Annotated in this window: 27 protein-coding genes; 11 read left to right on the plus strand and 16 right to left on the minus strand. The window is 36.6% G+C overall.

The window, feature by feature from the left end; genetic code table 11:
* Window positions 1-27 precede the first annotated feature (27 nt).
* The 4 genes from C245_RS0107495 to C245_RS24520 are packed head-to-tail and all read left to right on the plus strand — an operon-like array spanning window position 28 to window position 1,906.
* Window positions 28-633, plus strand: a complete 606-nt coding sequence (locus C245_RS0107495) for an NAD(P)H-dependent oxidoreductase (protein ID WP_017495968.1) — start codon at window positions 28-30, stop codon at window positions 631-633.
* 2 nt (window positions 634-635) lie between these two features.
* Window positions 636-914, plus strand: a complete 279-nt coding sequence (locus C245_RS0107500) for a putative quinol monooxygenase (protein ID WP_017495969.1) — start codon at window positions 636-638, stop codon at window positions 912-914.
* Window positions 915-926: 12 nt separating this feature from the next.
* A complete protein-coding gene (locus C245_RS24360) occupies window positions 927-1,532 on the plus strand; it encodes an alcohol dehydrogenase catalytic domain-containing protein (protein WP_198288043.1) in 606 nt (201 codons plus the stop codon).
* Complete coding sequence (locus C245_RS24520) at window positions 1,421-1,906, plus strand: zinc-binding dehydrogenase (protein WP_232424343.1); 486 nt, start codon at window positions 1,421-1,423, stop codon at window positions 1,904-1,906. Before C245_RS24360 ends, C245_RS24520 begins: the two co-directional genes overlap by 112 nt.
* A 112-nt stretch (window positions 1,907-2,018) precedes the next feature.
* On the opposite strand, the gene C245_RS0107510 is transcribed toward C245_RS24520, so the two are convergent.
* On the minus strand, window positions 2,019-5,702 hold the full coding sequence (locus C245_RS0107510) for a PKD domain-containing protein (RefSeq protein WP_157495795.1): 3,684 nt from the start codon (window positions 5,700-5,702) through the stop codon (window positions 2,019-2,021).
* Between the two features lie 553 nt (window positions 5,703-6,255).
* Between C245_RS0107510 and C245_RS0107515 the strand changes: the two genes are divergently transcribed.
* Complete coding sequence (locus C245_RS0107515; RefSeq protein WP_017495971.1) at window positions 6,256-7,536, plus strand: DUF2130 domain-containing protein; 1,281 nt, start codon at window positions 6,256-6,258, stop codon at window positions 7,534-7,536.
* 272 nt (window positions 7,537-7,808) lie between these two features.
* Here C245_RS0107515 and C245_RS0107520 read toward each other — a convergent pair whose 3' ends face one another.
* Entirely contained in the window at window positions 7,809-8,570 is a 762-nt protein-coding gene (locus tag C245_RS0107520) for an META domain-containing protein (RefSeq protein WP_026109933.1), read from the minus strand.
* A gap of 268 nt (window positions 8,571-8,838) precedes the next feature.
* On the opposite strand from C245_RS0107520, the gene C245_RS0107525 reads away from it, so the two are divergent.
* The 6 genes from C245_RS0107525 (at window position 8,839) to C245_RS0107550 (ending at window position 14,319) form a co-directional block, all read left to right on the plus strand.
* Entirely contained in the window at window positions 8,839-9,423 is a 585-nt protein-coding gene (locus C245_RS0107525) for a DUF4202 domain-containing protein (protein WP_017495973.1), read from the plus strand.
* A 127-nt stretch (window positions 9,424-9,550) separates the two neighbouring features.
* A complete protein-coding gene (locus C245_RS0107530) occupies window positions 9,551-10,210 on the plus strand; it encodes a response regulator transcription factor (RefSeq protein WP_026109934.1) in 660 nt (219 codons plus the stop codon).
* A gap of 379 nt (window positions 10,211-10,589) precedes the next feature.
* The gene (locus tag C245_RS0107535; protein ID WP_017495975.1) at window positions 10,590-11,846 is read left to right on the plus strand and encodes an alginate export family protein; all 1,257 of its coding nucleotides are present in this window, start codon (window positions 10,590-10,592) and stop codon (window positions 11,844-11,846) included.
* Between the two features lie 136 nt (window positions 11,847-11,982).
* Window positions 11,983-12,696 carry an endonuclease/exonuclease/phosphatase family protein gene (locus C245_RS0107540; protein ID WP_017495976.1) on the plus strand — a complete coding sequence of 238 codons (714 nt, stop codon included), beginning with the start codon at window positions 11,983-11,985 and terminating at the stop codon, window positions 12,694-12,696.
* Between the two features lie 3 nt (window positions 12,697-12,699).
* Entirely contained in the window at window positions 12,700-13,323 is a 624-nt protein-coding gene (locus C245_RS0107545; protein WP_017495977.1) for a bifunctional 2-polyprenyl-6-hydroxyphenol methylase/3-demethylubiquinol 3-O-methyltransferase UbiG, read from the plus strand.
* A 468-nt stretch (window positions 13,324-13,791) separates the two neighbouring features.
* Entirely contained in the window at window positions 13,792-14,319 is a 528-nt protein-coding gene (locus C245_RS0107550; protein ID WP_017495978.1) for a hypothetical protein, read from the plus strand.
* Window positions 14,320-14,595: 276 nt separating this feature from the next.
* Here C245_RS0107550 and moaA read toward each other — a convergent pair whose 3' ends face one another.
* The 14 genes from moaA to C245_RS0107620 all read right to left on the minus strand — a co-directional run bounded on the left by moaA (window position 14,596) and on the right by C245_RS0107620 (window position 26,901).
* A complete protein-coding gene (moaA, locus tag C245_RS0107555; RefSeq protein ID WP_017495979.1) occupies window positions 14,596-15,603 on the minus strand; it encodes a GTP 3',8-cyclase MoaA in 1,008 nt (335 codons plus the stop codon).
* Window positions 15,590-16,504 carry a bifunctional molybdenum cofactor biosynthesis protein MoaC/MoaB gene (moaCB, locus tag C245_RS0107560; protein WP_017495980.1) on the minus strand — a complete coding sequence of 305 codons (915 nt, stop codon included), beginning with the start codon at window positions 16,502-16,504 and terminating at the stop codon, window positions 15,590-15,592. The genes moaA and moaCB overlap by 14 nt, the downstream gene beginning before the upstream one ends.
* A gap of 9 nt (window positions 16,505-16,513) precedes the next feature.
* Window positions 16,514-16,945 (minus strand): molybdenum cofactor biosynthesis protein MoaE, encoded by a 432-nt coding sequence (locus C245_RS0107565; protein WP_026109935.1) that lies wholly within the window; start codon window positions 16,943-16,945, stop codon window positions 16,514-16,516.
* A gap of 133 nt (window positions 16,946-17,078) precedes the next feature.
* Entirely contained in the window at window positions 17,079-18,143 is a 1,065-nt protein-coding gene (moeB, locus tag C245_RS0107570; protein ID WP_017495982.1) for a HesA/MoeB/ThiF family protein, read from the minus strand.
* A gap of 9 nt (window positions 18,144-18,152) precedes the next feature.
* On the minus strand, window positions 18,153-18,389 hold the full coding sequence (locus tag C245_RS0107575; RefSeq protein ID WP_017495983.1) for a MoaD/ThiS family protein: 237 nt from the start codon (window positions 18,387-18,389) through the stop codon (window positions 18,153-18,155).
* Window positions 18,390-18,391: 2 nt separating this feature from the next.
* Window positions 18,392-19,180: a uroporphyrinogen-III C-methyltransferase gene (cobA, locus tag C245_RS0107580; protein WP_017495984.1), complete on the minus strand. Its 789-nt coding sequence runs from the start codon at window positions 19,178-19,180 to the stop codon at window positions 18,392-18,394.
* A 6-nt stretch (window positions 19,181-19,186) separates the two neighbouring features.
* Window positions 19,187-19,759, minus strand: a complete 573-nt coding sequence (locus tag C245_RS0107585) for a molybdenum cofactor guanylyltransferase (protein ID WP_026109936.1) — start codon at window positions 19,757-19,759, stop codon at window positions 19,187-19,189.
* 111 nt (window positions 19,760-19,870) lie between these two features.
* Complete coding sequence (locus C245_RS0107590; protein WP_017495987.1) at window positions 19,871-20,617, minus strand: sulfite exporter TauE/SafE family protein; 747 nt, start codon at window positions 20,615-20,617, stop codon at window positions 19,871-19,873.
* A gap of 250 nt (window positions 20,618-20,867) precedes the next feature.
* The gene (gene glp / locus C245_RS0107595) at window positions 20,868-22,040 is read right to left on the minus strand and encodes a gephyrin-like molybdotransferase Glp (RefSeq protein ID WP_017495988.1); all 1,173 of its coding nucleotides are present in this window, start codon (window positions 22,038-22,040) and stop codon (window positions 20,868-20,870) included.
* 133 nt (window positions 22,041-22,173) lie between these two features.
* Window positions 22,174-22,422, minus strand: coding sequence for a DUF6755 family protein (locus tag C245_RS0107600; protein WP_017495989.1), 249 nt, complete (start codon window positions 22,420-22,422; stop codon window positions 22,174-22,176).
* Between the two features lie 24 nt (window positions 22,423-22,446).
* Complete coding sequence (locus C245_RS0107605; RefSeq protein ID WP_017495990.1) at window positions 22,447-22,959, minus strand: Rieske (2Fe-2S) protein; 513 nt, start codon at window positions 22,957-22,959, stop codon at window positions 22,447-22,449.
* A gap of 9 nt (window positions 22,960-22,968) precedes the next feature.
* Complete coding sequence (locus C245_RS0107610) at window positions 22,969-23,538, minus strand: 4Fe-4S dicluster domain-containing protein (protein ID WP_017495991.1); 570 nt, start codon at window positions 23,536-23,538, stop codon at window positions 22,969-22,971.
* Window positions 23,539-23,557: 19 nt separating this feature from the next.
* Window positions 23,558-25,774, minus strand: a complete 2,217-nt coding sequence (locus C245_RS0107615) for a molybdopterin oxidoreductase family protein (RefSeq protein WP_017495992.1) — start codon at window positions 25,772-25,774, stop codon at window positions 23,558-23,560.
* A gap of 77 nt (window positions 25,775-25,851) precedes the next feature.
* Window positions 25,852-26,901, minus strand: coding sequence for a hypothetical protein (locus C245_RS0107620; protein WP_017495993.1), 1,050 nt, complete (start codon window positions 26,899-26,901; stop codon window positions 25,852-25,854).
* Window positions 26,902-26,903: the final 2 nt, after the last annotated feature.

Genomic DNA, 26,903 nt, shown 5'->3' on the forward strand with positions numbered 1-26,903 from the left:
AACAAAATTTACAAGAACATTCACAAAATGAAGAAAATATTTATTATCAACGGCGGGCAAAACTTTGCTCATTCAGGTGGAAAATTCAATCAAACCGTTACAGATTGGACAATAGAATACTTAACAAAGAGCAAGCAATTTGAAATTAAAACAACTGATATAAAACAAGAATTCGATTTAGACGAAGAAGTCGAAAAATTCGTTTGGGCAGATGTAGTCGTTTATCACACACCTGTTTGGTGGTTTCAATTACCAAATCTTTTTAAAAAATATATTGATGACGTTTTTACTGCCGGGCATCAAAAAGGAATTTACAAAAACGACGGCAGAACAAGGACAAATCCGGATATCAATTACGGTACAGGCGGACTTTTGCACGGACGAAAATACATGCTTACCACAAGCTGGAATGCCCCTGCAACGGCTTTCACGCTTCCGGGAGAATTTTTTGAAGAAACAACTGTAGATGAAGGGGTTATGTTTGGCTTCCATAAAATGAATAAATTTGTAGGAATGGAGAAATTAGACGGTTTCCATTTTCATGATGTAGAAAAAGGGGCAACTGAAGAAAATATTGGTATCTTTAAGGTGAACTATACCAACCATTTAGAACAAATCTTTAAAACTTTATAACTATGATCTCAATTACCGCTATTTTAAAAAGTAAACCGGAAAATACAGCGCAAATCAAAAACATGTTAAACCATTTGGTTACTGAAACCAGAAAAGAAGAGGCTTGTATTCGATATGACCTGCATCACAGCGAAAATATTTTTATTATTTGGGAAGAATGGAAAGACCAACCAGGCCTTGATATTCACAACAATCAACAGTATCTGCAGGATTTTATTAAACAAAGTGAAGGTTTAATCTCCTCGCCCATTCAGGTTTACAAAACAGCACAAATATTATAATCAAAGTTAGCAATGAGAGCACTTTTAACGACTACTTACGAATCTGATTTTGTAAGTACTGAAATAGAAAAACCGACTCCAAAAGAAGGAGAGGTTTTAATCAAAATTCACGCAAGTGGTGTTAATCCTATCGATAACAAAATTCGTATTGGGGTTTCACCCTATGCCTCGCCCGTTTTACCAGCAATATTAGGAACTGATCTTGCCGGTGTTGTTGAAGCAGTTGGAAAAAACGTTACCGATTTTAAAGTTGGTGATGAAGTTTACGGGCTCGCCGGAGGTGTTTTGGGACTTCAGGGAACATTAGCAGAGTACACTGCTGTTGACGCCGATTTACTCGCTGTAAAACCAAAGAATTTAAGTATGAAAGAGGCTGCAGCCGTTCCGCTTGTATTGCTAACAGCCTGGGAGGGTCTAATTGACAGGGCAAAAGTAAAAAAGGCGATCAGGTTTTGGTTCATGCCGGAGCCGGAGGTGTTGGACACATGGTCGTACAGTTGGCCCGCATTTTTGGTGCTGATGTTTATGCGACTGTTTCTCCTCAAAAAGCCGCCATCGTTGAATCATATGGAGCAACTCCAATTGATTATAAGACAGCAAAAGTTGAAGATTATGTAAAACAATTTACAGGCGGAAAAGGTTTTGACATTATTTACGATACGGTTGGAGGTCAATCTTTGGATGATTCTTTTGCTGCTATCCGTCATTATGGTCAGATTGCCAGTTGCTATGCTTTTGGAACGCATGCATTGGCGACGGGATCACTTCGATCTGCAAGTTTACATGGTGTTTTTGTTTTACACCCGATGATTAGTGGTGAGGGCAGAAAACATCATGGAGATATTTTAAAAGAAGCTGCAAAATTTATAGAAGAAGGGAAATTAAAACCCCTTATTGATCCCAGAAACTTTACTTTAGATACTGCTATGGACGCTCATAAAGCGGTTAGTGATAGTTCTTCTGTTGGAAAAATTGTTGTGGATATCGTTTAATTTCAAAATTTGATCCTTTTTTTGTGGAGGGTCAATTTTCTGATAAATCATTACATAAAAAAGAGACTGTATCCCAACGGACACAGTCTCTCTCTTTTTATAACAGCCTAAATTACTGCTTTATGATTTTCTGAGTGAAAGTTTTCTTCGCTGAAGAAGTTACATTGAGAAAATATACCCCTCTTGTTTTCCCCGATAAATTAATTGTTTTTTCTGTGTTATTCCCTCCAGAAAAAGTTTCGGTATGAATCATTTTTCCTTCTGCACTATGCACTGTAACAGTATAACTATCCGCCGATGATGGCGTTACTACATGAAAAACATTAGCAGACGGATTTGGATAAACCTGAACCCCTTTCAGGTTGTTTATTTCCCTTGGTTTCGTTACCGCCAAATTAGGACCGTTGTCAACTTTTAAATTATCAAACCAGATTCTGGTTCCAAAGCCTGAAGTGCTTTTAAATTTAATTAAAACATTTTTCTGTTGCTTTACAATACCTAAATCGATCTTTTCGGCTCTCCAGTCAGAATCTTTGGTTGGAGTCCAATCGTTTGTTTCGTTTGATGTAGTGGTTGCAGGATCATCCTGAATTGGAGGTGAAACAGTCTGTAGCTGTATTTGATTTTTAGAATAGACATTCGTCCACGTCACACCACAATCTGAAGATACGAGAATATCAATCTTATCGGGAGCTGGTTCAGGATCAAAAACGCTTAAATATTGAGTATAAGCCAGATCAAAATACAAATAAGGTGTTGCAGCTGACGAAAGATCAACTGCTTTTAAAACAAGTTCGTCGACCTTAGCTGCCGGGTTGTCGGCATTATTGATTACCAGACAGGATAAATCTCCTTTACCAACATCCGAACGTTTTTCCCATGTAATAGCATCTTCACCCGGATTAATGACTTGCCAATCCTGAACAGGAAAATTTCCTTCAAAATTTTCTAAAAACGGAAGGCTGTTTTTACTTTTCACGACCACCACACCGTTTTTTGTCATCACAGTTCCTGCTCCATAAGCATTAGAAGCTGTTAAAGTTACATTATAAGTTCCCGGGCTATCATAAACCACGGTAGGTTCTTTGCTTGTTGAAGAAGACGGTGTACCTCCCGGAAATGACCATACCCATGCCGTAGGTTCTCCTGTTGAATTATCTTTGAATGCAATTGGAAGATCGCTACACAATTTATCACTTTTCAAAACAAATTCTGAGAATGGAGTTTCTTTGCTATCAAAATTAAACTTCAAATTGTCAATCCATATTCTTGCGCCAAATCCAGAAGTGTTTTTGAATTTAAATAAAACGTTCTGTTCTCCTTTAAATCTGGACAAAGTAACTCTCTCAGTTCTCCAGTGTGAGTCTAAAGACGGAATCCAATTGTTGGCATCGGCGCTTTCAAATGTTTCCAGTTCCATATGCGTTTTTTTATAAATGCTTTCCCAGGTCAGTCCGCAATCTTTTGAAACAAGAATTTCCAGAGCATCCGGGCTCACGGCATCAAATTTAGCATAGGCAACATCGAATGAAAAATCGGTTACTCCAACTGATAAATCAGCTGGTCTCAGAATAATTTCATCTACCTCACCCACCTTATCGTTGTCGGCATTATTCATAACCATACAAGAGGAGGAGTTACGCCCTACTCCAATGCGTTGTTCCCAGGCTAATTTATTGTCCGGATTAATAATTTCCCAGTCTGTTGGTGGAAAAGAACCTTCAAAGCCTTCGGTAAAAGAAGTTTTATAAGGATCAACAATGGTTATAAAATTGTTTTTAGTCGTTATTGTTCCGCTACCATTGGCATTTTTAGTAGCTAGTGTTACGGCATAAGATCCCGGTACCTCATAGATTACTGTTGGGTTCTGATCTGTAGAACTTGACGGTGTTCCTCCAGGAAACGACCAGTTCCAGGACGTTGGATTTCCTGTTGAAACATCTACAAATGGAGCCGTAAGACTTGTACAACGTGTATCTCTCATGCTGGATGCAAAATCAGAAACCGGAGTAGCAGCCTGTGTAACAGCAACGTTTACATTATCAATCCAAATTCGCGTTCCGTAGCCCGATACGTTTACAAAACGGATAGAAACATTGCTGTTCCCGATATAAGCAGTAAGATCGACTACTTCTTTTCGCCAATTGGCATCTGTAACCGGTATCCAATTATTGGCCTGAGCGGTAGGAACAGCTGTGGTTTGTAAAACCGTGTGCGTTTTCGAATAAACATCATTCCAGGTCTGTCCGCAATCTGTCGAGACCTGTACTTTTAAAACATCAGGGCTTACATCATCAAACTTGGTATATGCTACGTCAAAATACATTTGACTGTTTTGTCCGGCTGTAAAATCGAAATAAGGCAATCTAATATAATCCAAAGCTCCCAATACCGAATTATCAGCATTGTTCATGATCATACACGAACTGTCATTATGCCCCACTCCTTTTCGCTTTTCCCAGCCAAGACCTTTGTCCGGATTTGTCACTTCCCATCCTCTCGGAGGAAAAATACCTGTAAAACTTTCCGTATAATTTGCATTTGATTTTTGATCTACTTCTATATAATTGGGTACTTCTTTCGTATTTGTTCCCTGTGAGTTGGTTACTTTTAAAGTTACTTTATACTTTCCTGATGTGTTATATGTCACCGTCGGATTTTGATCTGTAGAGGTTGCCGGACTTCCTCCTTCGAATGTCCATACCCTTGAATTAGGCAATCCTAAAGAAACGTCTTTAAAAGCTATTACTTTTCCGGAACAAATAGCGGTTGTACTGCTGCTAAAATTAGCCGTCGGATTGCTTTCAATAACCCCTACTGCACTAAGATTAGCCGGATCCCATAATACCCCTCTTGGATATTTGGCAACCGTTTTATCTTCCAGCCAATAGGTCATTGCATTGGTCTGATCGCGGGTATACATATTCTGGCATTCCGTATTGTAATCCATGTGATTTTCGGCATTGGCATAAACTCCACAGCTGTTTAGCACATTTCTGGTACAGCCTTCAGCAACTTTCGTAGGAGGAGTATCAGCCATCCCGTCGTTTACCGGATCACAATCGTCCTGAAAAGTGTGTTTTAATCCAAAATAATGGCCAAACTCATGTGTCATTACCTTTGCAAAAGTAGCACTTGCATGTGATCCGCAGGTACTCCCAATGTACCTGTGATTGAAAGTCACGCGCGGTATTGCATCCTGAATGGGTAAAAATGCATGTCCTGAACCGGTAGACCCCTGTCCTGTATTGGGTTCATCAACCACCAAAACATCCAGATAATATCTGCTGTTTTTACCGTACCAGATGTAGTCATAAATTTTAGCATCATAGCCGTCTGAAACGTGTGCCTCGGGATGCCAGTCTAAACCCGGAATTTCTAAAGGATTGCCCTCGGGATCTACGGTAGCCAAGACAAACTGAATGTTCAGTTTACTTTTAACAGCGTCAAAACGAGGATCGGTCATAGCATACCCCGGAAACAAACCATTAAAATCCTTGTTCACCGTTAACAGCGCATCGTCGATTCGGCATTTCATCTGCTCTTTGGTAAAAACATTATTAATATTCGTTCCGTCGGCCAGAATGTGAAACACGACCGGAATAATATAAGGAACAGTAGCAGCTTTCTTTGTATTTCCTTTTTTCCAGGTTTTAATTTTAGAAAGCGATTTCACAAATGCAGTCTCTTCCTTTTGAGATAATTGAGTTCCACAACCAATTGGATTCTGTTTTTGTCCAAAGGAAATGCAACATTGAAGCAGAAAAACTGCAGCAATAAAGTAGTTTTTTTTCAAAATAATGGTCTTTTTGTTAATTGTTATTTCAAACACAAAATCAACAAGAAATCTGTTAAAAAGATAAACTTTTAAAACAAATCAATCTTCAATTATTTATATTTGATAGTTTTTTTTATAAAAATATTTAATTAACAACTGGAAAAAAGATATTATCTTATTGTAAAATAATTGTATGTTATCTAGTTTTTATTGTTTTGACTAATCCAAAAAAGAAAAAATATCATTCTAAAAATGTGTTTTTTACACAATTCGGAACTGTTTTGAAAAAGAAGTAAAAGAACTCTTTCAGTAACCGAATACATTATTTTAAAAACTAAGAAAAAAACTACTATTGCACTACTGAATTTAGAATCGTCTGAATGAATCAGATTTATGCTACTTTAGACGCAAAATCACTCCAATACCCAAAACAAAGATTCCTATATCTTAATTTCTTTGTTTTTTTCAAAAATATATTCTTCCCGAAAATTCATAAAATTTAGTAGCAAAAAAAACCTCCTTTTTAAATATCTTAGCAGAATATTACCATCCTAAATAAAATCAACAAAAAATGGCTGAGCAATCTTCAATCCAGTGCCCAAATTGCGGCACACCAATCGATGTAAATGATGTTTTGAAACATCAATTGGAAGATAGTATCCGTAAAGAATTTCAACAAAAAGCCAGCGCTCAGTCCAAAGAACTGGAACTTAAAAACGAGCAATTCGAAAAAGCAAAAGCTGAATTTGAGGCCAAGAAAAAACAGGAAAACGAACTTTTTGCCGAAAGACTGGAACGCGAAAGAAAAATAGCCGAAAAAGAAATTTCTCAGAAATTAAAAACCAAACTCGAAGAAGAAAACAAAGATCGTTTGCTTCTGATGGAAAAAGAACTTTCGGAGAAATCAGAGAAACTTCGTGAACTTAATAAAATGGAAGGTGAAATTGCGAAACTTCAACGTGAAAAACTCGAAATGAAAGAGGCTATCGAAACGGAAGCGCAAAAACAGCTTAACGCTACTTTGATTCTGGAACGCGACAAAATCCGAAAACAGGAAGAGGAAAAAAACGAACTAAAAATAAAAGAATACCAAAAACAATCTGATGATCAGAAAAAGCTGATTGAGGAAATGAAACGCAAGCAGGAACAAGGCTCCATGCAATTGCAGGGTGAAGTCATGGAACTTGCGATTGAGGAATGGCTGGCCAGTAATTTTCCGTTAGATACTATTGATGAAGTAAAAAAGGGAGCTAATGGAGCCGACTGTCTTCAGGTTGTAAACACCCGAGAGGTACAAAATTGTGGTTCTATTTATTATGAAAGTAAGCGTACTAAAGCTTTCCAGCCTGCGTGGATTGAGAAATTCAAGAATGATATCCGAACCAAAAAGGCCAATATTGGGGTTTTAGTGACTGAGGTGATGCCTGCCGGAATGGATCGTATGGGAATGCGCGACGGGATCTGGATTTGTACTTATGAGGAATTTAAAGGACTAAGTGCTGTTTTACGTCAATCGCTCATACAAGTTAGCCAGGCCGTTCAGGCACAGGAGAACAAAGGAGATAAAATGTCGATGCTCTATGATTTTTTAACCAGCAATGAATTCCGCTTACAAGTAGAAGGAATTGTCGAGGGTTTTACGCAAATGCAAAGTGATTTGGAATCTGAAAAAAGAGCCATGCAGCGTATCTGGAAACAACGCGAAAAGCAAATTGAAAAAGTAGTGCACAATACTCTGGGAATGTACGGCTCGATTCGTGGTATTGCCGGAAACGCAGTTCAGACCGTAAGAGCTTTAGAACTTGATTTTATTGAAGACGAAGAAGAACCGAAAACAAAAGAACTGGAATAATATCGATTGTATCTTCAATATAGTCCAATTACATTGTACTATTTTCATACTACATCGGCATTATATCAGAAAAAAAATCGGACTGAAATACAAGTAAAATAGATATAATTTACACAAGTTGTGTATTTTTTACCCTTCGGATTATTATCCAAAAACAATTTGCCATTCCAATCAGCGAATTTTCCTGAACAATACTGCTTATTTCAGCATTAATCTTTGGAAATTCATCGCAATCGGAATGGCAAATTTATTTTTTATTTATAAAATGGGATTTAGTCTACTTTTCTAAAAACCAATAATTTCCCATCAGGATTAGAAAGTGTCAATCTTAAATTTTCAATTGAATAAGTAGTTGTTTTTTGCAATGTTTCTACAAACTCACCTTCTTTATTCGCCGGCATGCAAGCCATCAAAGTCGAAATTACATCCGAAAATCTCAACAATCCTTTTTCGAAGAAAATTTTCCCTCCGATATTATTACAGCCTCCAAATCCTGAAAATGTATTCTCAGCAGCATTAATTTCGATACGTGGCATTTCTTTTTGGAAGTCAGAAGAAGTTAGTTTTCTTCCATTCAACTCCTCTAAAACCCAGATATCATGCAAACGATAATCCGTAATATACTTACCACAACCGTTTAAAGTTTTACCGTTCATTTCTACTTTAACTGTATAAGGCGAAACGGCACCTGACATTGAATCCGTGCATTCGAATTGCTGAACAGTAATAGTAGCCTCTGTTTTTCCGCTTTTTACTCTATACATTTTTACATTAGCATCCATTGCTCTGATTGGTTCAACGGCATCAAAACTAATAGACTCCATTCCCTCGATCAATGATGTAAAAACAATTTTATCTTTTCCAAATTTCAATCCCCAAAATGGTTCATTTCCAGTAGCTTTAAAATAAACATCTAGATCTTCTTCTGAAGTGGTTTGAGAAGTTGTTTCTTTCGTGTTTGTTTTTTTAACTGCAACCGACTTACAACTTAAGATCACAGACATTAGGGCGCATAGTAAAAGTACTTTTTTCATATCATTAATTTTTTTTATTATGACTTCACCCTAGAAAAAACCGAGCCAAAAATCAATACTGCCCGTTTTTTATGATTTTTTTAAGCAGAGCCTGGTATTAAAATTAAGAAAAATAATACAATTGCTAAAATAAACTTAATGCCTAAAAAATACTGCCAGACATTACCTTTTTATAATGCGGAGTAAAAACAAATCCCTCTCTCCTTGCGGAAAAAATTTACGAAACAACTAATTTCTGTATCTTTGAACTCTATTATTTTACTAAAAAATGAATACACCTTTTCAAAAAGCCAGCCAGTTGATTGATGCTGAGAATGCTCAGGATCCTAATCTCGAAATCGATCAAAATACAGAGTACCCAAAAGAATTATTGTATTCTGATCGGATGTACAAACGATTGATGCAGTTTGAACCTCAAGCTTCAGAAGCTATTCAGATTGCCTCTAAAGCACAACACATCTGCCGATGGAAAGTGGCGCGCGAATCGTATCCAATGGATCGTGTTGGATATTTGAGATGGCGGGAAGAACTTAAAAAATTTCACGCAAAAACCACGGCCGGAATTCTGGAAAAAGCAGGCTATGCTTCTGAATTTATCGATCGGGTTTCTTTTTTAATTGAAAAGAAACTTCTAAAAAAAGATGCCGAAACGCAACTGTTGGAAGATGTAATTTGTTTGGTTTTCTTAGAATATTATCTGGATCCGTTTGTGCACAAACACGATGAAGAGAAACTCAAAAACATCATTAAGAAGACCTGGGATAAAATGTCTGACAAAGGGCATCAGGAAGCCTTAAAGATTAATTATACGGAAGAAAACTTAAATCTGATAAAAGCCTCTTTAGGTCTTTAACTTAATTTTAAATTAAGGTTAATTCCTTTCGGTATCTTCTGTGTAATTCTTCATTCCTATTACGTATATTTGCGTAGACAATTTAGACCAATATACGTAGGGTCTTGAAGTAACAATTAAATAAATAATGAGTAAAACGATTCGGGTAGTCCTCGCGGATAATCATGTTTTTGTAAGGGATGGAATAAAATCTTTGTTGGAAAACGAAGTAAACATAGAAGTTGTAGGCGAAGCTACAGATGGAATCGATACACTCGAAGCTGTTGCTGCAAGTGAGCCAGACTTACTTATACTAGACATACGTATGCCGCATTTAACCGGTATTGAAGTAGTAGAAAAACTTAGAAGTGAAAATAATAAGGTTAAGATTATTATACTCACCACACATGAATCTGAAGAATATGTATTAGGTGCATTGAAAGCAGGTGCCGAAGGGTATTTACTAAAAGATTCCAGCAAAGAAGAATTTTTAAAAGCCTTACATACGGTTTTAAACGGAGGGAAATATTACAGCGGTGATGTATCGGGAATTTTGATTCATCACTTTGTGCATTGTACTGTTTCATTAGGACGTAAACAAGCTTTAGCTGAAGAGATCACGATTACCAAGAGAGAAAAAGAAATTCTCTCACTTTTATTATCCGGAAAAGGGAATAAGGAAATTGGTGAAACCCTTAAAATCAGTAAGCGTACTGCCGAAGTTCATCGCTTTAACTTAATGAAAAAACTAAAAGTAAAAAACCTGATGGAACTTTCAAACAAAGCAACTGAGTATTCTTTGTTGTAAAAATTACGTACAATTACGTAACTCTTTCCAAAAACTACGTTTTGATCTTTTTTAAGAGGTACTACTCCCTTTTATTAAAAACCATTTGCTCTGTTAAACTGTAAATTCATCATTACAGTTTAACAAAATTCTATTTACAAACTGCATCCGGACTCCATTATAATTTGTTAATTTCCACCCTGTTTTTTTTAAGAAACAGTGATAATACGGATGCTGTTTACAACTGTTGGAATCCTGAACAAAAAAACAACTTCTACTGAAATAAGAATTTAAGAACCAATACTTTAACAAAGTATAAAAAAAACATCAAACATGATCTAAATCATACAAACCTGCATCTATTTCTTATAAATTTACATGAATAAAATTTTGATAATTTATGAAAAATCTGAAACTACTTTTAATACTCATGATAGGAATGAGCTTTGAAATTCAGGCCCAGGAATTAGATGCCACCCTACAACTTCGACCACGTTTTGAATATCGAAACGGATATAAGACACTCCTGCCTGAAGGTCAAAAAGGAACCTCGCAAATATCACAGCGTTCTCGTTTAAATCTGAATTTTAAACAAGATGATCTGACCGTTAAGCTGACTCTGCAAAACATCAGAACCTGGGGTGATGTTCCCACAACGACAACGGCAGACAAAAATGGTGTAGCCGTTTTTGAAGCCTGGGCACAATACAATTTTACCGAAAAATGGAGTGCCAGATTAGGCCGTCAGGTACTTTCATACGACAACCAGCGTATTATGGGAGAAATCGACTGGTTGCAGCAAGGTCAGAGCCACGATGCTGCAATGGTCACTTTTCGTCCTAAAAACCAACAGCTCGACATGGGAGTTGCTTACAACTCCAATGCCGAAAATTTAGTGCAGACCCCTTATACGGTAGCAAATTACAAAGCACTGCAATACGCCTGGTACCACACCACATTCAGCAACTTAACAATGAGTTTACTGGCGCTAAATACGGGCTACGAATATGCTAATGCCGACGCCAAATTATTAGTTGACTACAAACAGACTTTCGGAACGTATTTAACGTATAAGACAAAAAAAATAGACAGCAACTTGGGGCTTTACGGTCAAACCGGAAAAAGCACTAATAAACAAGTCAGCGCCTGGTATGCCGGAGCCTATTTGGGATATGCCATTTCTGATGCTTTTAAAGCCGGTCTGGGGTATGAATATTTATCCGGAAAAGACATGAACGATGGCAGTACGGTAATTAAATCATTTAATCCGCTTTTTGGAACAAATCATGCCTTTAATGGTTTTATGGATTATTTTTATGTGGGAAACCATCAAAACAGCGTAGGTCTTCAGGATGCTTATCTAAAACTAAGCTACAATGTAAAAAAATGGCAGTTTAATGTAATGCCCCATGTTTTTAACGCCCCTGCTAATGTAATAACGCCATTAAACGAAAAATTAGGTTCGTATTTAGGAACAGAGGTCGATTTTACAGCCAACTACAATTTCAAAAAAGACATCACACTTACAGGAGGATACTCTCAAATGTTTGGCACTAAAACTTTAGAATTTTTAAAAAACGGAGACGCCGGACGTACCAATAATTGGGCCTGGTTAATGATTTCCATCAATCCAAGAATTTTTAACTGGAAAAAATAGTTCTTCAAAAACACACTATATAATCTGCCTCTTTTCAAAATGAAAAGAGGCATTTTTTTGTTATACCTACTCCCTAATAACACCTTTTAAATTGGTATATTTGAGACTATCTTTTCTCAGACAGGAAAATCAGCTTATGAAAATTATAGCATGGAATTGTAATATGGCATTCAGAAAAAAAGCAACATTTCTTGACGCTTATAATGCTGATATTGCCGTAATCTCCGAATGTGAAAATCCCGAAAATTTAAAATTTCAAACCGATGCTAAACTGCCAAACGACATTCTATGGTACGGAACCAATCCGCACAAAGGACTTGGCGTTTTCTCCTATAGTAATTATAGTTTTGAATTGCTAGACTGTCATAATCCTCTTTTCAAAAACATTTTACCAATAGCGGTTACAGGCGGAAATGTTGATTTTACTTTATTTGCAATCTGGGCCAATAATCCCCAGGATAAAGATGGACAATATGTAACTCAAGTCTGGAAAGCGATCAATTATTATGAAGATCTGATCAAAGAAAACAAAACCATTTTAATTGGAGATTTCAACAGCAACACGATTTGGGACAAACCCCGAAGAGAAGGAAATCACACAACCGTTGTAAACAAACTGGGCGAAAAAAAGATTTTCAGTACGTATCATAAATATTTCAAACAGGAACAGGGCAAAGAAGAACACCCTACTTTATATCTTTACCGCCATGAAAACAAACCCTATCATCTTGATTACTGCTTTGCCTCACAAGATTTTATGAACGTTTTAGAGCGTGTAGAAGTTGGTACTTATCAAGACTGGACAATGCTTAGCGATCACAAACCTTTAATAATTAATTTCAATATCTAAATCATGACCAACTCCTGGACCGAACGGTGGAACGACCGTTACAGCGCCGAAGAATTTGCTTACGGCACCGCACCCAACAATTATTTAAAAGAATCATTAGAAAAACAAGACATCGGGACTATTCTTTTTCCCGCTGAAGGTGAAGGCCGAAATGCCGTTTTTGCTGCTAAACTAGGCTGGAAAGTTTCGGCATTTGATATTAGTTCAGAAGGGAAAAACAAAGCCCTTAAACTTGCCGAATCCGAAAATGTCATTCTGGACTATCAGATTGGAGAACTAGAAACCTTACACTATCAACCGGAACAATTTGATGCCATTGCTTTAATTTATGCACACTTTCCGGCAGAAATTAAATCGGCAATGCACAAAACACTGGATCAATACCTGCGCAAAGGCGGCTGTATCATTTTTGAAGCATTCAGCAAAAAGCATTTAGACTATCTCGCAATAAATGATAAAGTTGGCGGACCTAAAGATATTGCTTCTTTGTTTTCCATTGAAGAAATCAAATCTGACTTTCCAAATTATGAGATCATCACACTGGAAGAAAAAGAAATTGAACTCAATGAAGGTCTTTTCCACAACGGAAAAGGTTCCGTAATCCGATTTATTGGAAAGAAAAAGTAATTCATTTTACAAACATTTGTAGAGGCGCTACAATGCGTCTCTACACCGCACTTCTCCCCTCTCAAACAATTGTGTTCAGCTATCTCCGATCACAACTGAAAAATATTCAAAACAATATTCCGAATAAGAAGCTGTTTCCAGCTGTCCGTTGTATCTTTTGTCCCGAACCCCGGTACAAAAGGATGTCACTCCCATCTGGGCTAATGAGCTCAGTGTACAGTTTGCATTTCACATTTCACAATAAACAATTAACAATCAACTCCTCCCATTTTCCATGTAGAATTGTTAAGAGATTTCGGTTTTATATTTCGGCTAAAAAAACAAATAATTCACTTTCAAACACTTAACCTTAAATTTTATAAGAAAACTTAACATTGAATACCATGTTTTATAATTATCTTTACTTAACTATGAGTTAACAATTTAGTTACATTGCTGACGATAACCTTACCTAAAAGCACATAAAATATGGAAAACAAACCCGAAGAAAGCACACCGGACAAAATCGATTCTGTAAAACCTGAAGTTGTTCAGCCAGCTACAGAAAATGTAAAACCTGCCAACACTCCTGTTAAAAAAGCCCCCGTGCGTAAAACGGCACCCGTTAAAACAACAGCGGCAAAACCAGTAGCCACTAAAGCTCCAGCTGCTTCTGTTACAAAAGCCGCAACAACTACAGCAAAAACACCTGCTAAGGCGGTTGTAAAAACCGCAGCAGCGACTCCAACTACAACCAAACCAGCAGTAGCAAAAGCACCGATAAAAAAAACAGTAACACCCGCTGCTAAACCAGCAGAAAAAACAGTTACTCAACCAGCTGTTGCTAAATCAAAAGAAGAAAATACTAATCAGGCAGTTGAAATCGAAGAAACTAAAAAAGATAAAGCTGCTAAAAAAGCCAAAAAAGTGAAAGACAAAGAAAAAGACAAAGCCAAAAAGAAACTGGCTAAGAAAAAAGAGAAAGCTAAAAATGATAAGAAGAAAGAAAAAGACTAAAAAAGCAAAACTAAAAGCTGCAGCTAAGAAAAAAGAAAAAGACTAAAAAAGCGAAGGACAAAGCTAAAGCTAAAAAAAATTGCAAAAAAGAAAGCAAAAGCTCAAAAAAAGGCAAAAGCCAAAAAGAAAAAATAATACTTACGAAAGGTTTGACTTTATACAAGTTGAACCTTTTTTTTGCACTTAAAAGGCTTAAAATTTGCTCAGCCCAACAAACCGAATATCTCCCTGAGCGATCCCAGATTTCAAGAGAATGGCTTTTTCATAATTAACAATTTACCCCCCGATCGCAATCATACTTCGGTTATCAAAATGTTTGGCAGGATCATTCATTTCATCAATCGTTACCATTCCGGCACGGACTTTCTTTTTACTTTGAACAGCTGCTGAAATTAAATTAGTTATCGATTCTCCCTTTCTAAAAGGCGTTAAAAGATCGGTTTCTGAATTAGAGAAAAGACAGTTTTTTATTTTTCCATCGGCAGTTAAGCGAATTCGGTTACAACTGTCACAAAACGGATTTGTAATTGAACTTATAATTCCGAAATCTCCCTGAAAGTTTTTTATTTTATAAGTTCTTGCCGTGAAGTTATCTTCGTCTTTGAGCTTGATAATTTCCTGCTGTGAAAAACGGTTTCCTACCAAAGAAAGAATCTCCTTTTGCGAAATCATCTTACTCCGGTCCCACTCGTTTCCCGCAAAAGGCATAAACTCAATAAATCGAACCGAAATGGGCAAAAACCGGGTTAGTTTAACAAAATCAACAATTTCGTTATCGTTAAAACCTTTTATTAAAACGACATTTACTTTTACCTGAAAATCATGATTCAAAAGTAAATGCAAATTATCGACAACTTTATCAAACTGATTTCGAAGCGTTATCGAACTAAATTTTGACGAAACCAGCGTATCCAGACTTAAGTTGATTTTCTTAATTTTAAACTTCTTTAAAACATCAATATGACGATCGATCAAAATTCCGTTTGTAGTAATCGAAACTGAAATATCCAGAGCAGACAGTTTTGAAATTATTTCCGGAAAATCTTTTCTTAAAAGTGGTTCACCGCCAGTTAATCTTATTTTATCAACACCATGTTGCACGAAAGTCTGGGCGATACTAAAAATCTCGTCGGCAGTCATTAAACTGCCTTTTGGAGAAAGCGCGATTCCATCCGCCGGCATGCAGTACGTACAACGCAGATTGCATTTTTCCAGCAGCGAAATGCGCAGATAATTATGTCTGCGTCCAAAACCATCCGTCAAAATAGTGTTAAAGGCTGTCATGATTTTTTCCTTTTAAAATATGAAAGACGTGCATAACATGCGGAAAAACCGCATCCATAGACTCTCTTGCTCCGTTTGTCGAACCTGGCAAAGCCAAAACTAAACTCTTACCTAAAGTACCGGCTACGGTTCTCGATAACATTGCATAAGGCATCCTTTGCTGTCCATAGTCCCGGATTGCTTCTTCAATCCCGGGAATCCTGCTTTCCAAAATTGGCGATAAAGCTTCCGGTGTAACATCTCTTGGAGACAAGCCTGTACCTCCAGTAAAAATCACTAATTGATGTTCCTTCGCAAATGCTTTTGTTCTGTCCTGAATACTATCAAATTCATCAGGTATGATTTCATAATGTGATACCTCAACACCATACGAACTTAATTTTTCGACTATAATTTTTCCCGAACGATCTTCCTTATCACCCGCAAAAATAGAATCGGAACAAACAAAAACAGCTGCTTTTATTGTATTCGGAAATTTATTCTTAAAAGACGACTTCCCGCCTTCTTTCTCAATCAATTTTATGGTCGAAATTTCGATTTCTTTATCAATCGGTTTCAGCATATCATACATCGTCAGAGCAACAATTGATGCTCCATGCATCGCCTCTACCTCAACTCCGGTTTTATAAACGGTTTTTACCGTAAAGATGATGTGAATCTCCAGACCTTTAATTTCATATTCGACCGAGGTAAATTCAATCGGAATAGGATGACAATCGGGAATCGATAAATGGGTATTTTTTACAGCAAACAATCCCGCTGTTTTTGCCATTTCGAGTACATTTCCTTTTGGCACTAAATTATTTTCCACCGCGTCAATTGTTTCTTGTTTACTTACTTTTACAATTGCGGTTGCGGTTGCTTTTCTTAATGTACTTATTTTATGCGTAATATCTACCATTGTGTCTTATTAGGAATTCTGCTTCCAGGTGAATGTATCGTTTTCAAACATTTCTTTACCAAAGATGGGCACATCGGTTTTAATCCAGTTTACGATGGCTTCTGTTGCTTCATAAACTTGTTTGCGCCGCGTTGCCGAGACAAAGACAAACAAACAAATTTCGCCCGCTTTTACAACACCCAAACTGTGATAGATGTGCATACAAGTCAAATCAAATTTAGCAAACGCTCTTTCGCGAATGGCGTACAAAGCTTCGTTGGCCATATCCGTATAAGCCGAATAATCTATAGCTACAACGGTATTGTCATGAATCACATCGGCACGAACTTGTCCTAAAAAAATATTGTGTGCCCCAATTGTATGTTTCGATTGGTGTTTCGCAATCGACTCGGCTATAAACTCAGGACTAATTGGTCCCTCTACAAATACATTTTTACTCATTACTTCTATTTTTTTTGGCCACAGATTAAAAGATTTTTTTTGCCACGAATTCATGAATTTTCTAATTCAAAAAAAATAATTTGTGAATTCGTAGCCAATAAACCTGTATGTTTTTTTCACGCTCTATTTTTATTTACTCTTTTAACAGCTGTTTCATCGCTAAAGCACCTCCGGCAATACTTTTTATATTTTTAAATTGATATTTTTGAAATAACTGTGCAGCTATCTTACTTCTTATACCCGACTGACAAAAAACATAAATCAGTTGATTTTTATCTAGTTTTTCTATTTCGCTTTCCAGATTGTTTAAGGGAATCTGAATACTGTATTTTAAATTAATTTTCGGCAATTCGTCTTCATTCCTAACGTCCAGAAACAAAACCTCATCCTTGTTTATTTCTTCAGCAATTTCCTGAAAATCTATTTCTTGTACCCGATTTTCTACTGTACTGTATTTTGCTTCAAATTTTTCTCTGTTTATAGGCTGAATATCACTTTTATCAAAATCATACTTTTGTTGTTCGTTGTTCAAAATAGTATAAACCAATATTTTTCCACTTAGAACTTCTCCAATTCCCAGAATCATTTTTAAAACCTCATTTGCCTGAAGCATCCCAATAATTCCGACTGAGATTCCAATTACTCCGGCATCTTCACAATTTAATGAATTACTATTTTCATTTGGATACAAACATCTGTATGTCGGTCCGTTTTGATAATTAAAAACCGAAACTTGCCCCTGAAATCTGAAAATAGATCCGTAAACCATCGGTTTGTTAGTAAGCAGACAGGCGTCATTTATAAGATATTTAATTGCAATATGATCGGTTGCATCAACTATAATATCATACTTTTCAAATAACGAAACGGCATTTTTCGCTGATAATTTTTCTACAAAAGCATCTGCTTTTACTTCCGGATTTAATTCCAGAATCATACGTTTGGCTTCTTCTGCTTTTGATTTTCCAACAGCCGAGCTTTTATAAATCACTTGTCGGTGTAAATTTGAAATCTCTATTACATCATCGTCCACAATCCCAATCTGACCAACCCCAGCTGCTGCCAAATAAGGCAAAATTGCAGCACCCAGGCCTCCTGCACCAATAACCAAAACTTTCGATTCCGATAATTTGTGCTGGCCTTCATCTCCTATTTGCGGAAGAATTATTTGTCTGTTATAACGGTCTGATATCTTCATTTTTTTCAATTATCCTCCTGCAAATGGTGGCAATAAAGCAACAATATCACTTGTTTGCAAGGTACAGTCTATCGTTTTTGAAACTATCCTCTGATTTACCGCTACGCTAAAAGAAAGCGAATTCAATTGGTATTTCTCGTCTAAATCGCGCAATAGATCTTGCAGCGAAACTTCAGAAAAAGGTACTTTTTCGAATTCACATTTTGTCTTTTCGGCAACAGCTCCAAAATATTTAATTTCAATCATTCTTATAAATTTAAATTCTGAAAAATAAATTCATCATCAAAATGTTCCTGAAAATAGGAAATCCAGCTTGAAGTATTTTTTACTACTTCGCCAATGACAATAATGGCTGGCGATGTTATATTTTTTTCAGATACCAATTTAACAATTGTACTAATAGTACCGATCACTTTTTGTTCTGATTTTTTTGTTCCGTTTTGAATAATAGCAATTGGAAGATTATCTATCCTATTCTGCTGATAAATTGAAATTATCTCCTCTAATTTATGCATTCCCATCAAAATAATTACGGTCGCATCCGATTTAGAAGCCAAATGAATATCCTTCGATAACTTATGATCTGAGGTTGTTCCTGTAATAACCCAAAAGCTTTCGGCTACTTTGCGCTGTGTTACACTTATTCCAACCGAGGCGGGAACTCCCAGAGCTGATGAAATTCCGGGAACAATTACTGTTTCGATTCCAAATTGTTCTGCAAATTCGATTTCTTCACTTCCTCTTCCAAAAACAAACGGATCGCCTCCTTTTAAGCGAACCACATGTCCGTGATGCTTTGCCATTGAAACTATCAGTTCGTTAATCTGATCCTGCGTGTAAGCATGACACCCGATTCGTTTTCCAACAAAAATAATTTCGGCATTTGATGCATACTCCAACAATTCTTCATTGACCAAAGCGTCGTACAAAACGACATCGGCGTTCTCTAAAGCTTTTATCGCTTTCATCGTAATCAGTTCAGCGTCACCCGGACCTGCGCCAACAATCGTCAATTTTGGTGTTTTTAAACTTTGCATACTCTTTCAACTTAAACTTGCATTCAAATCATTCAATTCATCAGCCGAATTAATGTTGGTTAAAGGAAAAATTTCACTTTCATCCAAATTAATAATCTGATGTGGTATTCGGGCCAATAAATTCATCATTTTTAGTTCGCCCGAATCAATAGCATTTTTAATAAAAGGGATCATCTTTTTTGAATAAATCCCTATCAATGGATGCATTCGGCTCTCAGAAGCAAAAACGGTAATTCCCGCTTCTTCCGTATGTTTCGATATTAACTCCTGTAATAATTCTGTTGAAATTAACGGAATATCACAGCTCAAAATCAAATTAAATTCGGTTTCAGAATGCAACAAAGCCGTATAAATACCACCTAATGGCCCTTTATCTGCAATAACATCCGGTACTTTTTGATAAGGGAGGTAATCATATTCTTTTGAAGCAGTAATTAATTTAATTTCTGCCGTAATAGGTAAAATCGCCTTGATTATATGCTCTATAAATGGCTTTCCCCGAAACAAAACCAATCCTTTCTCTGATTGCATTCGAGAACTTTTTCCTCCACAAAGAATAAATGCTGTTAGTGTTTCCATTGTTTTTAGTTTTTGTTTCAGGTTTTCTTTGTTTCAGGTTTCAGGTTGAAATGAGAGAAAGTTTAACTTTAAAAGATCGAGATTACATTCTATCTTTTTATTTTTCAATTACTAAGGAAAAATCAGTTTAACACTTGCCATTAAAATTACGGTTCCTAAAACTACTTTTAAAGTTTTGTTCGAGAAATAACCGCTTCCATAAAATCCTCCTAAAACTCCTCCTACGACTGCAATGGGCACTAAATAAAAACTCTCCACAGGAATTGTTTTTCCTCCCATTAAAAAACCTAACATTCCTGCAAAGGAATTCACAAATATAAACAGACTCGAAATCGCCGCTGACTCTTTTACGGATGCCCATCCTAAAAACAATAAAATAGGACTTAAAATTATACCTCCACCAATTCCTAACATTCCTGACAATAATCCTATTGCAAAACCAATCGTTAATGCAAACGGAAGGTTGATTTTAACAGCCTCTTTTTCTTTAAAATTAAAAATTCCAAACAACCTTAACGCTGCAAAAACCAAGACTAAACCTAAAACTACTTTATAAATAGTGTTGTCTAATGTGACAAACCCGCCTATAAATGCTGCCGGAATAGACGCTATTGCAAATGGATAAAACAACTTTGGCCTGAAATAGTTCTTCCGATAATAAAAGAAAAACGAAATACTTGCAACAAACAAGTTCAACAGCAAAGCTGAAGGTTTCATAATCGCAACCGGAAAAGCAAAAATCGTCATCAAAGCTAAATATCCCGATGCCCCGCCATGTCCAACACTAGAATATAAGAATGCAATAACAATTAAGGCAAAGCTAAATAGTAATAGGTTTTCGGGGCTTAGTAAGGTCATTGTGTAATCGTTTATTTGTTTTAGGTTTCAGGTTTGCTATATGTTTTTATTTATATACCGCTTTCTATCTCTTTACAACTAAAATCTTTATTCTATTCTCTTTATTCTATTCTCTTTATTCTATTCTCTTTATTCTATTCTCTTTATTCTATTCTCTTTATTCTATTCTCTTTATTCTATTCTCTTTATTCTATTCTCTTTATTCTATTCTCTTTATTCTATTCTCTTGCTTCTAAAATCTAACATTCCTCTAATCTATCGGCAATAAGGTCACTAACTCTCCTTTTTCATATACTTCAACATCCTCAGGAACAATTAACAAACTATTTGCAACAGCAAATGTATTAAGCATTGCAGAGCTTTGTCCGTCCAGTACTGTGACATCCGTTTCGTTATATCTTGCTTTTAAAAACAATGTTTTACCAGTATTATTTTTAATATCTGAATTTAATGTTCGTACTATTTTTGTTCTGTGAATTTCAGAAAATCCAATTCTATTCTTAATTGCCGGATACACATAAATATAAAAATTGGTCAGTGATGACGCCGGATTTCCGGGTAAAGCAAAAACCAAGGTTTTATTTTTTGAACCAAAAAACATTGGTTTTCCAGGTTTTTGGTTGATTTTATAAAAATGCTCTTCTACATCATTCTGTAATAAAGCTTCTTTAACGAAATCATAATCTCCTACTGAAATTCCACCGGACACCAAAACCATATCATACTTTTTTAAAATATCTTTTAATGCCTTTTTTGTAGCTTTCAAATTATCTTTTACACGATAGACTTTTGTTTTACTTATTCCTACCGTTTCAAGAGCGGCCTGAAGCATAACGGAATTACTTTCGTAGATTTTTCCTTTTTTTAGCTTTTCACCAGGTTTTACCAATTCATTTCCTGTTACTAAAATAGCCACTTTCGGTTTTTTATATACTTCAATCTCTGTGATTCCTAAGCTCGCTAAAAAACCAATTGCTGCAGGAGTTACTAAAGTGCCCGCTTCAAAAACAACATTATCCTTCGCAATTTGTTCTCCTTTTAAGCGAACATTTATACCTTTTTGAGGCATAACAGCAATTAAAATAGAATCTTTATTTGCAATGACATGTTCCTGCATGACTACTGTATCAGCATTATCAGGTACAAAAGCTCCTGTAAATATGCGGACTGTTTCATTTGCCTTTAATTTCAAATTGGAATGATCCCCTGCCTGAGATGTACTTACGATATCATATTGGTGTTTTATACTATGAATAAAAGCATAACCGTCCATCGCCGATTGACGAAATGGAGGCATATTGATTGGCGAAATCACCTTTTCGGCCAAAACATACCCCAATGCTTTATTTACCGCTATTTGCTTCGTGGACATTTTGGTACTGTTGGCTTCAATTGTTTGTAATGCTTCTTCAACTTTAATCATAGTGATTGTTTTTTTAAGCAAAAAACACTTATTGTAAATTTACGTCAAGCGAGTCTTTCTTATCTTTTTTTTAGAATATAAATTTAGCTTAATTCTTTGGAATACTCCCTTAAAAAGGCAAATAGGTTTTAGTTTATTTATTCCTGAAATTTCCCTTTGGAAGATAATACAACCAGGCAAAGCCGATAAAGAACAGTGCCGCTGAGGCAATAAATGCAGGAATCAATATTTCTTTATTATTTTCTAAAGCATTGTTTAGTGAGGCATACAAAAGCCAAATTTGAATGCTGACATTCAAGATCAGAATAAAAATAAGCGTTGAAAGAATATTGTTTAGCTTATTTGGATTGGATCGGTTCTGGCTGCGTCTAAAAGTACTCATATGGATAAATTTAAATTATACTAACTAGCTTTCTTTGTGCTCGATATAAGCTTTTACAAAAACGGCGTTCTCTTTAAAAACCACTTCTAACTGTGGCAAGGCTCTTGGCGGCGGACCGGCAATTACATCTCCGGTTTTAGCATCGAATGATCCTTCATGACAAGGACAATGGATGATTCCTGTCCCCGGTTTATAAAATACGGAGCACGACAAATGGGTGCATTTTTGCTCATAAGCTCTAAATTCTCCGCTTTCCAGATGTATTAAAATGTACGGAATGGTGCTTCCTTCTAATACAAATCCTCTTGTTCCGCCTACAGGAACATCTTCCTTGTTGCATATAAAATGTTCTCCCTGTACTTCTTCTTTCGGCAATAAAAATGCTTTGGCTGTTACAAATCCACTTCCAACCATTAATCCGCCGGAAACAAAGGTTAGAAACTTAGCAAAATCGCGTCGGCTAACCTGTGTTGATTCCTGCTTTTTTATGGGGAAATCTTTCTTCCAGTTTTGATTTAAATTATCTTCTTTTGACATGATTCCGATTTAATATATTCGTAATTCAGTAGTGCCTTTCGGCATCATAATATTAACTTTTGTGGTTACTCTTTCCTGTCCAAAAATAAAATTATTGATAGGAGAACTGTTTGGTCTCATTTCTTCAATTTGCTCTCTTGTACCGTAAAACAGTGCTCCACTAGGACAAACTGTTGCACACATTGGCTTTTTACCAACGCTTGTTCTGTCGTAACACATGGTACATTTCATCATCAAATCATATTCTTCTACTTTTTTCGGAACACCAAAGGGGCAAGCCATTACGCAATTGGAACAACCTATGCATCTTTCTGTACTTGCTGTATGCACTACTCCAAATTCATCCTGCGAAATTGCATCTGCCGGACATACATTCGCACAAACCGGGTCTTCGCAATGCATACAAACCTGAACAGTCGTTTGAATGGTTGAAGCACGATCTACATAATTTACGCTTATAAGAGTCTGCTGTCCATTTGTTTCGCATTCGGCGCAGGCCATTTCACAAGCTTTGCATCCAATGCAGCGCTGCATGTCTACAAAAAATTCTTCACTTGTATTAAAATTTGTCAAATTCATAAGTTCACTTTTTTATAGATTAAACACTTGCATAAGCATCTGATTCTGTAGAGGGAGGTGCTATTTTTCCCTGCGGATCTAAAAGACAGGCACAAACTTTAAACTCCGGTATTTTCGAAATTGGATCCAAAGTCCCGGGTGTCAATTGATTTGCCGATTTACTTCCTGGCCAGTGGTAAGGAATAAAAACGGTGTCTTTTCTAATGGTTTCTACAATATTTGCCGGAAATATTCCTTCTCCTCTTCGGGTTGCGACTCGTACCAATTCACGTTGTTTAATTCCGTATTTTTCAGCCAGCTCGGGATGTACTTCTAACATTGGCTCCGGAAATTGATCCACCAATTTTCCAATTCGACGTGTTTGTGTACCGCTTAAGTACTGTGAAACCACACGTCCTGTAGTGAGTGTTATTGGATATTCTTCATCTGTAATTTCTCCCGGTAGTTTATAGGGTGCAGGATTAAAATGCGCTTTACCGTCTGGGGTTTTAAATTTTTTATCTTCCCATAATCTGGGAGTTCCCGGATGATCATCTGTAGGACATGGCCAGAAAACACCCATATTGTCCTCCACTTTTTTATAGGATATTCCAAAATAATCGGCTGTTCCTCCTTTTGAAGCAACACGAAGCTCATTAAAAATAGCTTCACTATCATCGTATGTAAATTTATCTTCTTCGCCTAATCGTTTGGCTAATTCTAACAAGATCGAAGTATCTGTTCTGGCTTCACCCGGAGGCGTTACAGCTTGTCTGATTCTGATCACCCTTCCTTCTGCTGAAGTTGTGGTTCCTTCTTCTTCTTCCTGTAGCGATCCGGCCAAAACAATATCGGCATGACGGGCGGTTTCATTTAAAAAGAAATCAATACAAACATAGAATTCTAATTTTTCTAAGGCGGAACGCACATAATTATTATTGGGTAAAGAAACCAACGGATTAAAACAAATCGAAATTAGTCCTTTGATTTCATCCCTGTGAATTGCTTCGATAATTTCATAGGCGGTAAGTCCTTTTCCGGGCATATCTTTTTCATCAATTCCCCAAACTTGCGAGATGTATTTTCGATGCTCCGGGTTTTCGATATCTCTGTTACCGGGTAATTGATCGCATTTGTGTCCGTGTTCTCGTCCTCCCTGACCATTTCCTTGCCCGGTTATTGTTCCATAACCACAATAAGGTCTTCCAATTCTTCCTGTTGCCAGTACTAAGTTAATACAGCCTAAAACATTGTCAACACCTTTTGAATGGTGTTCAATTCCTCTGGCATGCAGTAAAAAACTTGTTTTTGCTTTACCCCATAATTCGGCTGCTGCTTTGATTTTTCCTTTGTCAATTCCGGTAACTTCTTCTGCCCATTCAAGCGTGTAGTCTTTTACGGCATCTATAGTTTCCTGAAATCCTGAAGTGTAATTATCAATAAAATCATGATCTAACATATCGTGATCCACCAGATATTTGAGCATCGCCCCATATAAAGCAGAATCGGTTCCCGGCTTCACATCTAAGTGTATGTCTGCTGTTCTTGCAAGCGGAATCATTCTCGGATCAATCACAATCAATTTTGCTCCGCGATCTCTTGCTTTCCAAATCCAGTGGGTTAACGTTGGAAACGTTTCACTGATGTTTGCTCCGGTCACAATAATTACTTCGGCATATTCTAAATCAGAATAATTGTTTGAAGCCCGGTCTAAACCAAATGCTTTTTTGTTTCCGGCTCCGGCACTTACCATACAAAGCCTTCCGTTATAGTCAAGATTTCTTGTTTTTAAGGCAACACGTGCAAATTTGCCAACCAAATAACTTTTCTCATTCGTTAAAGAAACTCCCGATAACATCGAAAACGCATGTTTGCCATATTTTTCCTGAATGCGTTTTATTTCAGAAACTGTTTTATCCATAGCATCATCCCAGGTCACTTTTTCAAATCCTTTTCCTTCTACTCTTTGTATTGGATGTAAAAGACGATCCGGATGATTATTTTGCAAATAGCGCTGCACTCCTTTTGGACATAAACGACCTTCATTAAAAGGAAATTCCATCCAGGGTTCAAAACCTACAACTTTATTTTCTTTTACCAACAATTGTATCCCACACTGCATTCCGCAAAAACAACAATGTGTTTTCACCACCTCATCTGGTTCGTCTCTTCCATTGTATCCATCTTTTGGCGCATAATTTAAATGGGGGCCAAAAGCCTCAATAATTTTCTCAGTTGATACAGGTAATTTTGCCATGTCTAATTTTTGTTTGTTTTGTTTCAAGTTTCAGGTTTCACGCTCTGTGCGGAACTTGAAACTTGAAACTATTTTTTCTATCCAAATAAATTTCCGCCTTCTAATCTGGCTTTTAAATGTGCTTGTGCTAAACGCGATCTTTTTCCTTCCGGGCTTAGATCAAGATGAGAAGTTCCGTCTTCATGGGTAAAGTCAAAACCCAATTGTTTCGTTACGATTTTTAAATCGTTGATATGAAGCTGTGTTGCAAATTCGTCTCCGGTATGCGGACAAACTGCCATCCCTTTTTTGATTCCTTCCTGTTTATAAATATGGGCTCCGATTTGCGCTGGACGCTGGATAATGTGAAAAAACTTTCCGAACGGAATCCAGATTAAAAACATAATTACAGTTACAGCGTGTATTACGGCTAAGAAATCATAGGCAAATCCTTTCATGAACTGATACGAATACGTTAAACATAAACCCGTAACCGATATCGCAATAAGTAATATTAACGGTAATAAATCTCCCTCGAAAGTTTGGGTAGCAATTAATCCCGGGTTGGTTAATCTTCTTCTTAAATAATACACTGACCCGATTATAACAAGCCATGACGACCAGTTTAAAGCATGGAAAATCAAGAAAGCCACGAAAGAATCAATTTCAAATTCCATCATTTTGAATCCGAAGAAATTGGCTTCATAAATCGAAATAGAATTGGGTGCCAATGAAAAGTGAATCCATCCGAAAGTTAGCGGAATTGTAATCGCAAAGGCCGACAAACAGCCTAATGCAATACAAAAATGAGCAAACCAACGGTATTTACTACGCGGATAAATGAACTTTTGAACCACAATATTCTGCACGGACTCTTTTCCTAAAAACCACAGATGAGAGAATACTTTTCCAGTAAAAAGAAATTTAATACTTCTTTTAAAATACATCCATGTAGGTGGACGCTGCAACCAAACGGTGTATCGATAAACAATTCCGAAGAAAGCAAATACGGTTCCGAATAAATAGGTGATTAAAGCTGCATCAAAATTTTGAAGTCGTCTGGATCCGTAAAACACTAATATTATGGTGAGTAAAGACACTAAAGTTGCAACGAGCAGGGCTTTGGTATTAAACGTTTTATCTTTCATCC

The sequence above is a fragment of the Flavobacterium sp. WG21 genome (genome assembly GCF_000335775.1).
In the GTDB taxonomy this organism is placed as follows: Bacteria; Bacteroidota; Bacteroidia; order Flavobacteriales; family Flavobacteriaceae; genus Flavobacterium; species Flavobacterium tructae.